Raw genomic sequence first — 13,341 nt, 5'->3', positions numbered from 1 at the left:
GTACGCTTCGGCTTCGGCGCTGCGCGCGCTGGTGCGGGCCGGGGGAGCGGCGGCTCTCGCGCCGCATGTGCCGCCAGCCTGCCTGCGGCTGTATATGCAGGCCGAGGCCGAGGGCGACGTTCTGGACGGGCGCGCGTTCGGTATTGCGGTGTTGTCCCGCCTGCGGGCTATGGATGCGGCGGGTCTCCGCGCCGTGCGGGGCGCGGCCGAGGGCCTGGAGAACCGGCTCGCCGCCGCCGTTCAGGGCGCAGGCACGCTGGACGAGCTGGTGCAGGCCATGCGGACAAAACGATATGCGACGGCGCGTTTGCGCCGTCTGGTGCTGGACGCGGCCCTGGGATACACCGGGGATCTGCCTGCACTGCCGCCCTATCTGCATGTGCTGGGAGCAAATGAAACGGGCCTTGCGGTACTGCGCTGCGCACGTCAGGCGGCTCTGCTGCCGTTGTCTCATTCGCTGGCGGATCTGGCGGCCCGAAGCGCCCCGGCTGCGCGCGTGGCAGCGGCCCATGCCGCGGCCGAGGACCTGACGGCCCTGTGCCTGCGCCATCCTGCGCCCATGGGCGCTGCATATACCGCAAAACCCGTGTTTCCCACAAGCGGGGCGAAATAAGAGCCGGGAAAAGGAACGCGCAGCGCCCTTCGGCCTTCCGCGATTTTTGGAGGATGCACGCCGGATATGGGAATAGTATGCACTGTTCGGGAGCGGATCGTGCATTCTTTCAAGGGAAAACGCCGGACGGGGAAAATACAAAGGAGCTGAAACACATGGAGATCGTTCGGGCAGGGATGCAGGAAGCGGGCCGGGCGGCGGCTCTGGCGCAGCTGCTGTGGCCGGGCCACGCGCAGGCTGAGCTGGAACAGGAGCTGGCGGGATATCTGCAGGGGCCGGAGGGTGCGGTGTTTCTTGCACGGGAGGACGGCGCGGACGTGGGCTTTGCGCAGTGCGGCCTGCGGCGCGACTATGTGGAGGGAACGCACACCAGCCCGGTGGGGTATCTGGAAGGCGTGTTTGTGCAAGAGGAATACCGGGGCCGGGGCGTTGCGACGGCGCTGCTGCGCGCCTGCGAGGCGTGGGCCGGGGAAAAAGGCTGTGCCGAATTTGCAAGCGACTGTGGGCTGGACAACGCCGCAAGCGCCGTGTTTCATCTGCGCGCAGGCTTTGCCGAGACGGGGCGCATCATCTGCTTCACAAAGCGGCTGTGAGGAACGTGGAGAGTGAGCCTTTGCGGGATGCGTGAGCCAAAAATTACCGCCGCTGCTGGGCAAGATTTGTAAAGAGAACGTGCAGAAACGCAACATTTGGCTTGCATCTGCGGCTTTTTTCAGTACAATAGAAAATGAGCGAAAAATCCATAATGTGAAGCAAATATCAATATCTGATAAACATTTCACAAGTTTGAGAGGAAAAGGAGAAACGCCATGTCGATCCATGTGCTGGACGAAGCCAACCGCTGTTTGCACTGTAAGGCGCCCCAGTGCCAGAAAGGGTGCCCCATCCATACGCCCATCCCGCAGATCATCGCGATGCTGCAGGAGGGCAGGCTGGACGAGGCAGGACGCACCCTGTTTGAAAATAACCCCCTCACCACTGTGTGCAGCCTGGTGTGCAACCATGAAAACCAGTGCGAGGGCCACTGTGTGCTGGGCAAAAAGGGAGCGCCCGTGCATTTTTCCGCCATTGAGAATTACATTTCCAGCACGTACAGCACCAAGATGGTAAAAGGCCCCGCGCCATCCAACGGCATGCGGGTGGCCATCGTAGGCTCCGGTCCCGCGGGGCTGACCATCGCGGTCATCCTGGCGCGGTACGGCTATCAGGTGACCATTTTTGAAGGCAAGGATAAGATTGGCGGCGTGCTGCGCTACGGTATTCCGGATTTCCGCCTGCCTAAGACCGTGCTGGACGATTTCGAGGACCGCCATCTCATCCGAAAGGGAATCCGTGTGCGGCCCAACACCACCATCGGCAGCGCCATCGGCATCGATGATCTGTTCCGTGACGGCTACCGCGCCATTTTTATCGGCACGGGCGTATGGCAGCCCCGCGCGCTGCACATTAAGGGCGAGACGTTGGGCCATGTGCATTTTGCAATCAATTACCTCAACAATCCGGACAGCTTCCGCCTGGGGGAGCGTGTCATCGTCATCGGCGCGGGCAATGCGGCCATGGATGTGGCGCGCACCGCGCTGCGCAAGGGCGTGCGGCAGCTCACCTGCTTTTCCCGCACGCCGGAGGTGGCCGCCAGCCAGCATGAGTTCAGCTACGCCACGCTGGAGGGCGTGAATTTTGAATATTGCAAAGCGCCTGTGGAGGTCACGGACGAGGGCGTGATCTTCGTCGATGTACGCGAGGATGAGAACGGCGAATTCATCGAGGCACCGGGCACGGAGAAGCTGTACCCGGCGGACAGTGTGATCGTATCCATCAGCCAGGGCCCGCGCAACCGCATCGTCAGCACTACGAAGGGAATTGACACCGACCGGCGCGGCCTGCTGGTGACCGATGAAGAGGGCCACACCACGCGGCCCGGCGTGTTTGCCAGCGGCGATGTGGTGCTGGGCGCAAAGACGGTGGTGCAGGCTGTGGCATACTCCAAGCGGGTGGCCGAGGCCATGCACTCTTATATGCAGGGGATACCCGCGCAGGGACGGGCCGCGGGGCCGGACGGCGCGCAGCGGTAGTGCCTGTCGGGCCTCTGCGGAAAACAAACGGAAAGGTCCGTGAAGGCGTTTGCCTTCACGGACCTTTTGCATACGGGTATCTGCGGCGGCTTTATTTCCGCCGGGAGCAGGCCGCACCGCAAGCGGAACAATTGCCGCCGCAGCTCTTTCCCCTGCGTTTGTTGTCGATGGTTTTGTACAACGCCAGCCCAAAGGCCAGCGCCACCAGCGCAAGCAGCGCCCAATCGAGAAGATCCATCCTAAAATACCTTTCTGTTGAAACGGAGATACATGTATCAGCGGAGGAACAGGCTGCCAATCTGGTACACCAGGCAAGCGCACACCCAGGCCACCGCACACTGGAACAGCGCCACGCACGCCGCGCCCCAGCCGGAGCGCATTTCCCGTTTGACTGCGGCGATGGCCGCCACACAGGGCGAGTACAGCAGCGTGAACGTCAAAAAGCTGAACGCTGCCAGCGGCGAGAAAATGGCGCCCAGTGCCTCGCCCAGGGTGGAGACCGTGGTGCCCGTCAGCACGGCCATGGTGCTGACGACTGCCTCCTTTGCGGAAAAGCCCGTAATGAGAGCCGTAGAGGCGCGCCAGTCGGTAAAGCCCAGCGGCGCGAACACGGGCGCAATGACCCTGCCGATGCCCGCCAGCATACTGGCGGAGCTGTCCGCCACCACGTTGAGGCGGATGTCGAAGGACTGCAAAAACCAGATGATGATGGTGGCTACAAAAATGACCGTGAACGCGCGGGTGAGGAAGTCTTTGGCCTTGTCCCACAGCAGCAGCCCTACACTTTTGGGGCTGGGAAGACGGTAGTTGGGCAGCTCCATCACAAAGGGCACCGGATTGCCGCGGTACATCGTATTTTTCATCAAAAGGCCGATCAGCACCCCGATGACCATGCCCATTACATACAGCAGAATCATCACCAGAGCGCCGTTTTGGGGGAAGAACGCCGCCGTGAACACCGCATAGATGGGCAGCTTGGCGGAACAGCTCATGAAGGGCGTCAGCAGGATGGTCATTTTCCGGTCCCGGTCGCTGGAAAGCGTGCGCGTGGCCATGATGGCCGGAACGCTGCACCCGAACCCGATGAGCATGGGCACAAAGCTGCGCCCGGAAAGGCCGATCTTGCGCAGCAGCTTGTCCATAACAAAAGCCACGCGCGCCATGTAGCCGGAATCTTCCAGAATGGAAAGGAAGAAAAACAATGTTACGATAATGGGCAGGAAGCTGAGCACGCTGCCCACGCCCGCAAACACGCCGTCGATGATGAGGCTGTGCACCACGGGGTTGATGCCGTAAGCGGTGAGGCCGCGGTCCACAAGAGACGTCACAGCATCGATGCCCAGCGAGAGCAGGTCGCTCAGCCAGGTGCCGATGACGCCGAACGTCAGCCAGAAGATCAGAAACATGATGCCCAGAAAAATGGGGATGGCCGTGTATTTGCCTGTCAGCACGCGGTCCAGCCGCATGCTGCGCAGATGCTCCTTGCTTTCTCCCTTTTTCACCACGGTCTGGGCGCACAGCTTTTCAATGAACGCATAGCGCATATCGGCCAGCGCGGCTTCGCGGTCGGTGCCGAGCTCGGCTTCCATTTCCGCGACGGTGTGGCCGATGAGCTCCACCTCATTTTCCGAAAGGCGCAGCATGTCCATCATGGGCTTGTCGCCCTCCACCAGTTTTGTGGCGGCAAAGCGCATGGGCACGCCTGCGGCCTCGGCGTGGTCCTCCACGATGTGCGCCAGCGAATGGATGCAGCGGTGCACCGCGCCCGAACAGAAATCCTGCCGCTTGGGCAGCATTTTCAGCTGTGCGGCGCGCAGCGCGTGCTCGATCAGCTCGTCGATGCCCTCGTTTTTCGCGGCGGAGATGGGAACCACGGGTACGCCCAGCTCCTCCTCCAGCTTGTTTACGTCCACAGTGTTGCCGTTGGCGCGCATTTCATCCATCATGTTCAGCGCGATGACCATGGGAAGGTTCAGCTCGATGAGCTGCATGGACAGGTAAAGGTTTCGCTCGATGTTGGTGGCGTCCACGATGTTGATGATACCATCCGGCTTTTCCTTGATGAGAAAATCCCGGGTGACGATCTCCTCGCTGGTGTACGGTGAAAGGGAGTAGATGCCGGGCAGGTCCACCACGGTGGCCATCTCGCACACAGCGGGAGCCGGCGTTTTGGGATGGCCCCAACTGCGGGGACCGTGGCGGTGTTCGCAGGTATTATGTCCGCGGATGACGCCCTCTTTTTTGTCCACTGTGACGCCCGGAAAGTTGCCCACATGCTGGTTGGAGCCCGTGAGCTGGTTGAACAGCGTCGTCTTGCCGCAGTTCTGGTTGCCGGCGAGTGCAAATACCATTATTTCGCCTCCCCGTCCGGCGCTTCCAGCGCAATTTCCCGCGCGTCGTCCAGGCGCAGCGTAAGCTCATAGCCGCGCAGGCGCAGCTCGATGGGGTCGCCCATTGGGGCTACCTTCTGCACGGTCACCTGTGTTTTCGGCGTGAGGCCCATGTCCAGCAGGCGGCGGCGCAGCGCGCCCTGTCCGCCCACGGCAGCGATGCGCCGCGTCTGCCCGACGGGCAGTTTGTCCAGCGTCATATCCGTTTCCCCCATTGCTCCAAATGCAAAATGTTAGCCTGAGCTAACTCTCTGCTATAAGAATACACGCACGGCGCGGGGATGTCAAGCCGGGAAAACGACAAAATAACCGAAAAAAGCAATTAAATTTTGTGCAAGCCGGATGCGGACGGTCGAAACCGCCGTTGGGCCCCGGCTGCAGGAAAACGCCGCAAAACCTTGACAAAACGCCCTCTCAGGGCATAAACTAATAATAGTAAAGCTCCTGCTCGGCGGGGACTTCGTGAACCGAAGAATCCTTGGACGCGCGGGGGCTTTTTCTGCGGCGGAACCGCAAAAGCTGACACAAAAAGGGAGTGACAGTGCGTGGAGGGCGATCCTCGAGGGCGATCATGCCCGCAAAAATTGAACAGCGCTTCGCGCACCGCCGTTTTCTGATCTCTGCGGCTGTGCGTTTCGGCGCGGAAAGCAGGGATATTGTATGATTTCGATTTATCTTACCGACGATGGCAAGCTGCGCGAGCTGGAGCAGATCGTGCCCGGCGCGTGGGTGCATCTGTGCGCGCCCACCGAGGAAGAAGTGGCAACCGTGTGTGCCAAGCTGTGCGTCGAGCCGGACCTCGTGCGCGCCGCGCTCGATGAGGAAGAACGCAGCCGCATCGACTTTGAGGACGGCCATATGCTCGTGCTGGTGGATACGCCCACCGTCGAGGCCCAGCAGGGCCGCGGCTTTGTGTATTCCACGCTGCCGTTCGGCATCATCCTCACCGAGGAGAACATCATCACCGTATGCCTGAAGGAAAGCGCCCTGGCGCGGGCCTTCAGCGAAAGCCCGGTGAAGAATTTTTCCACCAAAAAGAAAAACCGCATGACGCTGCAGCTCTTGTACCGCAACGCCACGCTGTTCCTGTTCTATCTGCGCGAGGTGGATAAGGCCAGCAGCCGTGTGGAAAACGAACTCCATCTTTCGATGAAGAACAAGGAACTGATCCAGATGCTGGGGCTGGAAAAGAGCCTAGTGTACTTTTCCACCTCCCTCAAGGGGAACGAGATCGTGCTGGAAAAGCTGCTGCGCATGGATTTTGTGAAGGATTATCCCGATGATACCGAGCTGCTGGAGGACGTTATCATTGAGAATAAGCAGGCCATCGAGATGAGTAATATCTACCGTGACATTCTGTCCGGCACCATGGACGCGTTCGCCTCCGTTATCTCCAACAACCTGAACATCGTAATGAAGGTGCTGGCAGCCGTTACCATCATTCTTACCATCCCGTCCATCATTTTCGGCCTTTGGGGTTCCAATGTGCCCGTTCCATTTGAAAGCTCGCCCTACGGCTTTTTCGCCATCATTGGTATCGCTGCCCTTTGCACCGCCGTGGCCGTCGTGGTCATGGTGCGGAAAAAGTGGCTGTGACCGACATATTTCGATGTATAATACACGCCGCTGCCTGCATAATATGCGGGCGGCGGTTTTCTTTTTTGCAATGCCGCAGGGGGAATAAAAGAAACGCCTGGTCCTTTGTGCAAAAATAACAGGAAACGGAAAAGAATTTGAGCGACTTTGCGGGTTTTACAATTTTTTTGTACAAAATAGATAAAGATAGATGCTATTTTTGGCGTGACGTTGCATAATTGTACCAGAAAAGCCTTGAAAACTGTGGAAGAAATAGGTATTATTATAGGTAATAAAAGCTGTGGCGCTGCACATTTCATTCGTGCTTTAGCCGGAAGGGCCGGCGCCTTATGTGCCGCCTGCGGGGACAACGCCCTGCTGCGGCGGCGCGGCCCAGCCCGCGCCCGGAGAGAGGGAGGATGTTCAAAATGAAACAGAAAGCATCGCCTGCTGATGTACCGGTGTACTTATTCAAGCAGGGGAATAACTTCGAGAGCCAGCGTTTTTTCGGCGCGCATTTTGAGAACGTGGGCGAGACCGAAGGCGTGATGTTCCGTGTTTGGGCGCCGCGCGCCAAGGCCGTCTCCGTGGTGGGGGATTTCAACAGCTGGATCCCCTCGGCCACTCCGATGAAAAATATCGATCCCCAGGGAGGCATCTGGGAGCGTTTCGTCCCCGGTATTCGGCAGTTTGATATCTACAAATACTGCGTCACTACACCGGCGGACGAGCTGGTATTCAAAGCAGACCCGTACGCCTTCCATGCGGAAACACGCCCCGCGAACTGCAGCAAGGTGTACGCGCTGGAGGATTGCTACAACTGGACGGATGACGCATGGCAGAAGCGCGCTGCCGCACGGGACCCTCTGGACCGTCCCATGAACATTTATGAGATGCACGCGGGCAGTTGGCGGACCTATCCGGACGGGAACCCCTTTGACTACCGGGCGCTTGCGCGGGAGCTTGTTCCCTACCTGACGGACATGGGCTATACCCACGTGGAGCTGATGCCCCTGATGGAATATCCTTTCGACGGGAGCTGGGGCTATCAGGTGACGGGCTATTTCGCCCCCACCAGCCGCTACGGCACGCCGGCGGATTTCAAGGCATTTGTGGATGAATGCCATCGGGCCGGCATCGGCGTCATTATGGACTGGGTACCCGCCCACTTCCCGAAAGACCAATTCGGGCTGTACCAGTTCGACGGCACCAACTGTTATGAGGATCAGAACCCGCTGCGCGCCGAGCACAAGGAATGGGGCACGATGGTGTTCGATTACGCCCGGCCCGAGGTACAGAGCTTTTTGATCTCCAACGCGCTGTTCTGGCTGACGGAGTATCACATCGACGGCCTGCGTGTAGATGCCGTGGCCAGCATGCTGTACCTGGATTACAACCGGCGCGACGGCGAATGGCAGCCAAACGTCAACGGCGACAACAAGAACCTGGAGGCCGTTGCTTTTTTGCAGAAGCTGAACACTGCCGTGCTGGAACGTAAACCCGGCGCACTGCTCATCGCGGAGGAGAGCACCGCGTGGCCGCTGGTGTCCCATCCCGCCAGTGAGGGAGGCCTGGGCTTCAACTTCAAGTGGAACATGGGCTGGATGAACGACATGCTCAGCTATATGAGCACGGACCCGCTGTTCCGCGCAGGCAACCACAATAAGGTGACGTTCAGCTTTTTCTACGCGTTCAGCGAGCATTTCGTGCTGCCCATCAGCCACGACGAGGTGGTGCATGGCAAATGCAGCCTCATCAACAAAATGCCGGGCGACTACGAGCAGAAGTTTGCGGGGCTGCGCGCATTTTATGGCTATATGATGGCGCACCCCGGCAAAAAACTGCTGTTCATGGGACAGGAATTTGCCCAGTTCATCGAATGGAATGAGAACCAGCAGCTGGACTGGATGCTGCTGGGCTACGACCGTCACGCACAGATGCAGGAATATGTGCGCAGGCTGAATCATCTGTATCAGGAAACCCCTGCGCTGTGGGAAGAGGACTTCTCCTGGGAGGGCTTCCAGTGGATCGTCCCGGACGATTCGTCCCAAAACGTCGTGGTATTCCTGCGGCGGGATAAAAAAGGCGGCGAGGTCATCGCGGTGTGCAACTTTGCGCCCGTGCTGCGCCCGGACTATAAATTCGGCGTGCCCCGCGCGGGGCAGTATGCAGAGCTGATCAATTCCGACGCGGAGGAATTCGGCGGCACGGGACAGCACAACGCGCCGGTGCGCGCGAAGAAGCAGCCCATGCACGGCTTTGATTACAGCATCTCGCTGCGCGTGCCGCCCATGAGCGCCGTCATTCTGCGTACGCCGGCGGCAAAGCCCGCAAAAGCGGACGGGCCGGCGCCGAAAAAAGCCGCCGCCCGTGGCGCAAGGGCGAAGCCCGCAAGAAAAACCGCGGCGCGCAAAACCACCGGCAAACAGGCGAAGGACGCATAGGCGTTCCCGCCTTTTGTTCCCGGCGCGCCCAGCGCGGCGGGGAGCCAACATAAAATCGGGCGCCGCGTTCCCGGCGCCGGCAAGGGGAGAAAAACATGAAAGAATGCATCGCCATGCTGCTGGCTGGCGGTCAGGGCTCACGGTTGTACGCCCTCACCAAAAAGCTGGCAAAGCCCGCCGTTCCGTTCGGCGGCAAGTACCGCATCATTGATTTCCCGCTCTCCAACTGCGTTAATTCCGGCATCGACACAGTCGGTATCCTGACGCAGTACCAGCCGCTGCTGCTCAACGAGTACATCGGCAACGGACAGCCATGGGACCTGGACCGCCTGTACGGCGGCGTACATGTGCTGCCGCCTTATCAGACGGCCACTGGTTCCGACTGGTACAAGGGCACTGCCAACGCCATTTACCAGAACATCAACTTCATTGAACGCTACGACCCCGAGTACGTGCTCATCCTGTCGGGCGACCATATCTATAAAATGGATTACGGCAAGATGCTGGAATTCCACAAGGACAGCAATGCCGACTGTACCATCGCCGTGCTGGAGGTGCCCTGGGAGGAGGCGTCCCGCTTCGGCATCATGACGGCGGACGAGAACAACGTCATCACCAAGTTCGAGGAGAAGCCGAAGGAGCCGAAATCCAATCTTGCTTCCATGGGTATCTATATCTTTACCTGGGAGAAGCTGCGCAAATATCTGACCGAGGACGAAGCCGATAAAACATCCTCCAATGATTTCGGCAAAAACATCATTCCCAATATGCTGGCGGACCAGCAGCGTATGGTTGCGTACCCCTTTGAGGGCTACTGGAAGGACGTGGGCACCATCGACAGCCTGTGGGAAGCCAATATGGACCTGTTGGACCCCAATGTTCCGCTGGATGTATGGGACCCGGAATGGAAGATCTATTCCCGTACCTCCGGCCGTCCGGGCCACTACATCGGCACCGGCGCGCTGGTTGACAATGCGATGCTCACCGAGGGCTGCTCGGTGGAAGGCACCGTTGCAAACAGCGTTCTGTTTGCAGGGGCCCGTGTGGAAAAGGACGCCATGGTGGAATCCACCATCCTGATGCCCGGCGCTGTCGTAGAAGAGGGCGCCGAGGTGTATTATTCCATCATCGCCGAAAACGTCACCATTAAAAAGGGCGCCGTCGTGGGCGCACGGCCCGAAAATGTGGAGGATAAATCCAAATGGGGCGTCGCCGTTGTGGGCGAAGGTGTCACCATCGGTGAAAACGCCAAGGTAGGGCCGAAGGCGATGCTGGAAAAAGACGTACAGGACGGTGAGAATTTATGGTAAACATCAACGCGCTGGGGATCATTTTCCCCAATACCTATGACGAGCTGGTGCCGCAGCTCGTAAAGCACCGCACCATGGCTTCCGTGCCGTTCGGCGGGCGCTACCGCATGATCGACTTCACGCTTTCCGGTATGGTGAACGCCGGCATCGAAAACGTCACCGTTATCGCAAAGAAGAATTATCATTCTCTGATGGACCATCTAGGCTCCGGACGTGAGTGGGACCTGGTTCGTAAGCGCGGCGGCCTGAACATCGTGCCGCCCTACGCGCAATCTCAGAGCAAGGTGTACCACGGCCGCGTGGAAGCATTGTACAGCATTGTGAACTTTCTGGCCGAGCAAAAGGAAAAATACGTTGTCATCAGCGATTGCAACGTGGCCTCTGACCTCAATTTTGCTCATCTCATCGACGCGCATGTGAAGAGCGGCGCCAATGTAACAATGGTATATGAGCGCGCGGAGATCGCAAAGCCCATCACCACGGATAACTATACGTTTACGATGGACGATGCAGGCCGTGTGACGGAGATCCGCTGGAACGATTACCGCATGGGTGTGCAGAACCTTTCCATGGGCGTCATCGTGATGGACCGCGAGGAGCTCATTGCCATGGTAAAGGATGCGGCCGTGCAGAACCGCATGTACCTGGAGCGGGATATTCTGGGCCCCAGTTTGAAGATCCTGCATGTGCAGGGTTATGAATACAGCGGCTACCGTGCACGCATCTATGACATCAAGAGCTACTTTGACGAGAATATGCGCCTGCTGTGCCCGGAAAATGTAGCGCAGCTGTTCCCCACCGAGCGCCCTGTATACACCAAGGTGCGCGACGAGGCCCCTGTGCGCTACGCCATGGACTGCCAGGTACACCGCTGCATCGTGGCGGACGGCTGCATCATTGAGGGCGAGGTGGAAAATTGCGTGCTGTTCCGCGGCGTAAAAGTGAGCAAGGGTGCGAAGGTGAAAAACTGCGTGCTGATGCAGGGGACCACTGTGGAACCGGGCGTCACGCTGGATTACATCGTCACCGACAAGAATGTGACCATCACCGCCGACAAGCACCTGCGCGGGAATGAATCGTTCCCGGTGTATGTAGAGAAAAACACCGTCGTGTAAACAGGCCGGGAGCGGGGCGGGCAGTGCTGCCCGCCCCGCTTGCATCGGCATTGATGCAGAAAAGGAGATGTTTCCATGAACGTTTTGTTCTGTGCCAGCGAGGCGGCCCCGTTTGCCGCGTCGGGCGGTCTGGGCGACGTTGCGGGCAGCCTGCCCCGCGCCATCCGCAACCGCAAGGTGGCGTGCCGTGTGGTAATGCCGCTTTACGGCGACATGAAGCAGGAATATCGCGAAAAACTAACCTATATCACAAATTTTACGGTTCCCGTAGGCTGGCGCAACCAGTATTGCGGCTTGTTTGAATTGACGCACAACGGCGTAAAATATTACTTTTTGGACAATGAATACTATTTTAAACGAACTGGATTGTACGGCTTTTACGATGACGGCGAGCGGTTTGCGTTTTTCTCCCGCGCCATTCTGGAGATGCTGTTTCATGTGGATTTCGTCCCCGACGTCATCCACGCCAACGATTGGCAGACGGCGCTGGTGCCCGTATATCTGAACCTGTATTACCGACATCTGGAGCAGTACCGCAGCATCAAAACCGTGTTCACGATCCATAACATCCAGTATCAGGGAAAATACGGCATGGAGATCCTGGAGGATACGCTGGCCATTGGACGGCAGGACGCGCACCTGGTGGAGTATGACGGCTGTGTCAACTTCATGAAAGGCGCCATTGAGTGCGCGGACAAGGTGACGACGGTTTCGCCCAGCTATGCAGGCGAGATACTTGACCCCTGGTACAGCCACGGCCTGGACGACCTGCTGCGCCAGAAGCAGTATAAGCTGTGCGGCATCCTCAATGGTATCGACGTCAAAAGCTACGACCCGGCTGCGGATCCCAATCTTGCGGCAAACTTCGACGCGAACAGCTTTGCGGAGAACAAGCCCAAGTGCAAAAAAGAGCTGCAGGAGATTTTCGGCCTGCACGATTGGCCTGTTCCGGTGGTGGCCATGGTCACGCGGCTGGTGGGCCACAAGGGCGTAGACCTGGTTCGCCATGTGGCGCAGGACATCGTCAACAGCGGCCTGCAGCTGGTGGTACTGGGCTCGGGCGAAGCGGCTTACGAGAGCTTTTTCAGCGAACTGGCGGCCCGCAATCCGGGCGCAGTGGGCGTGAAGATTGCATTTGTGCCCTCGTTGGCCCGCAAAATATACGCAGGCGCGGATATGTTCCTTATGCCGTCAAAATCCGAGCCCTGCGGCTTGTCCCAGATGGTGGCGCTGCGTTACGGCACAATCCCCATCGTGCGCGAGACGGGCGGCCTGCGGGATTCTATCCACGATTCCGGCGACGGCTGGGGCAACGGCTTCACATTCCGCAGTTACAATGCCCACGACATGCTGAATGCGGTGCTGCGCGCAAAAGCGGGGTATGAATATCCCGACGGTTGGCAGCAGCTTGTAAAGCGCGCCATGGAGTGCGATTTCAGCTGGAGCGCCAGTGCCAAGCAGTATGTAGAGATGTACGAGCAGGTGTGCCAGCTCTGGTGACGCTGCTTCAGGCTGTAAAGAGGCAAGTTTTTGCACACGGTTTTGCAGGAAGTCAAGCCCACCCCTAAGAGAGGTGGCTTGACACGCGGCCTATAAGGCCGTAATACAGGCCAGCGCCTAAATGACGCTGGCCTCCGCCAAAGCACGAACAGGAATGCAGACCGCCCCGGAACGGACTGCCGTTCCGGGGCGCAGACTATCGAAAAAGGCAGAGAAGGAAAAGAAGCGTCCGGGGAAAAAGCTTGAAAAAGGGGTGGTGAACCCCTTTTTCATTTAAAATAACCCCGCGCCGTGCGCGGCGAACGGGGCCGCAGGCCCTGTT

10 protein-coding genes and 1 pseudogene are annotated in these 13,341 nt (G+C 58.8%); 8 read left to right on the top strand and 3 right to left on the bottom strand.

Annotation, left to right across the window (positions count from 1 at the left end):
* The 3 genes and pseudogenes from IIY41_RS03230 to IIY41_RS03220 all read left to right on the top strand — a co-directional run.
* On the top strand, positions 1 to 613 hold a 613-nt coding region (locus tag IIY41_RS03230), incomplete at its 5' end, for a nucleotidyltransferase family protein (protein ID WP_287399660.1).
* A gap of 155 nt (positions 614 to 768) precedes the next feature.
* A complete protein-coding gene (aac(6'), locus tag IIY41_RS03225) occupies positions 769 to 1,206 on the top strand; it encodes an aminoglycoside 6'-N-acetyltransferase (protein ID WP_287399659.1) in 438 nt (145 codons plus the stop codon).
* Positions 1,207 to 1,407: 201 nt separating this feature from the next.
* Positions 1,408 to 2,685: pseudogene (locus IIY41_RS03220) on the top strand (NAD(P)-dependent oxidoreductase); the annotation flags it as partial.
* A 91-nt stretch (positions 2,686 to 2,776) separates the two neighbouring features.
* Here IIY41_RS03220 and IIY41_RS03215 read toward each other — a convergent pair.
* The 3 genes from IIY41_RS03215 to IIY41_RS03205 are packed head-to-tail and all read right to left on the bottom strand — an operon-like array spanning position 2,777 to position 5,275.
* Positions 2,777 to 2,923: a FeoB-associated Cys-rich membrane protein gene (locus IIY41_RS03215; RefSeq protein ID WP_009325186.1), complete on the bottom strand. Its 147-nt coding sequence runs from the start codon at positions 2,921 to 2,923 to the stop codon at positions 2,777 to 2,779.
* 37 nt (positions 2,924 to 2,960) lie between these two features.
* Complete coding sequence (feoB, locus tag IIY41_RS03210) at positions 2,961 to 5,036, bottom strand: ferrous iron transport protein B (RefSeq protein ID WP_009325185.1); 2,076 nt, start codon at positions 5,034 to 5,036, stop codon at positions 2,961 to 2,963.
* Positions 5,036 to 5,275 (bottom strand): FeoA family protein, encoded by a 240-nt coding sequence (locus IIY41_RS03205; protein ID WP_009325184.1) that lies wholly within the window; start codon positions 5,273 to 5,275, stop codon positions 5,036 to 5,038. The genes feoB and IIY41_RS03205 overlap by 1 nt, the downstream gene beginning before the upstream one ends.
* Positions 5,276 to 5,735: 460 nt before the next feature.
* On the opposite strand from IIY41_RS03205, the gene IIY41_RS03200 reads away from it, so the two are divergent.
* From IIY41_RS03200 to glgA, 5 genes are all read left to right on the top strand, one after another.
* Positions 5,736 to 6,671 carry a magnesium transporter CorA family protein gene (locus IIY41_RS03200; RefSeq protein WP_050004727.1) on the top strand — a complete coding sequence of 312 codons (936 nt, stop codon included), beginning with the start codon at positions 5,736 to 5,738 and terminating at the stop codon, positions 6,669 to 6,671.
* Positions 6,672 to 7,078: 407 nt separating this feature from the next.
* Positions 7,079 to 9,094, top strand: coding sequence for a 1,4-alpha-glucan branching protein GlgB (gene glgB / locus IIY41_RS03195; RefSeq protein WP_117461420.1), 2,016 nt, complete (start codon positions 7,079 to 7,081; stop codon positions 9,092 to 9,094).
* Positions 9,095 to 9,189: 95 nt separating this feature from the next.
* Positions 9,190 to 10,404, top strand: coding sequence for a glucose-1-phosphate adenylyltransferase (locus tag IIY41_RS03190; RefSeq protein WP_050004725.1), 1,215 nt, complete (start codon positions 9,190 to 9,192; stop codon positions 10,402 to 10,404).
* On the top strand, positions 10,398 to 11,519 hold the full coding sequence (gene glgD, locus IIY41_RS03185) for a glucose-1-phosphate adenylyltransferase subunit GlgD (RefSeq protein WP_009325180.1): 1,122 nt from the start codon (positions 10,398 to 10,400) through the stop codon (positions 11,517 to 11,519). Before IIY41_RS03190 ends, glgD begins: the two co-directional genes overlap by 7 nt.
* A 75-nt stretch (positions 11,520 to 11,594) precedes the next feature.
* Positions 11,595 to 13,019 (top strand): glycogen synthase GlgA, encoded by a 1,425-nt coding sequence (gene glgA / locus IIY41_RS03180; protein WP_009325179.1) that lies wholly within the window; start codon positions 11,595 to 11,597, stop codon positions 13,017 to 13,019.
* Positions 13,020 to 13,341 lie beyond the last annotated feature (322 nt).

Origin of the sequence: Ruthenibacterium sp., from assembly GCF_017421385.1 — a bacterium.
In the GTDB taxonomy this organism is placed as follows: Bacteria; Bacillota; Clostridia; order Oscillospirales; family Ruminococcaceae; genus Ruthenibacterium; species Ruthenibacterium lactatiformans.
This window is presented reverse-complemented; position numbering and strand designations above follow the sequence as displayed.

What these genes read in the sequence shown, in the direction of transcription:
- glgB (WP_117461420.1), top strand. Translation starts at nt 7,079, where the DNA reads ATGAAACAGAAAGCATCGCCTGCTGATGTACCGGTGTACTTATTCAAG.
- IIY41_RS03215 (WP_009325186.1), bottom strand. Translation starts at nt 2,923, where the DNA reads ATGGATCTTCTCGATTGGGCGCTGCTTGCGCTGGTGGCGCTGGCCTTT.
- glgD (WP_009325180.1), top strand. Translation starts at nt 10,398, where the DNA reads ATGGTAAACATCAACGCGCTGGGGATCATTTTCCCCAATACCTATGAC.
- IIY41_RS03205 (WP_009325184.1), bottom strand. Translation starts at nt 5,275, where the DNA reads ATGACGCTGGACAAACTGCCCGTCGGGCAGACGCGGCGCATCGCTGCC.
- glgA (WP_009325179.1), top strand. Translation starts at nt 11,595, where the DNA reads ATGAACGTTTTGTTCTGTGCCAGCGAGGCGGCCCCGTTTGCCGCGTCG.
- IIY41_RS03190 (WP_050004725.1), top strand. Translation starts at nt 9,190, where the DNA reads ATGAAAGAATGCATCGCCATGCTGCTGGCTGGCGGTCAGGGCTCACGG.
- feoB (WP_009325185.1), bottom strand. Translation starts at nt 5,036, where the DNA reads ATGGTATTTGCACTCGCCGGCAACCAGAACTGCGGCAAGACGACGCTG.
- IIY41_RS03200 (WP_050004727.1), top strand. Translation starts at nt 5,736, where the DNA reads ATGATTTCGATTTATCTTACCGACGATGGCAAGCTGCGCGAGCTGGAG.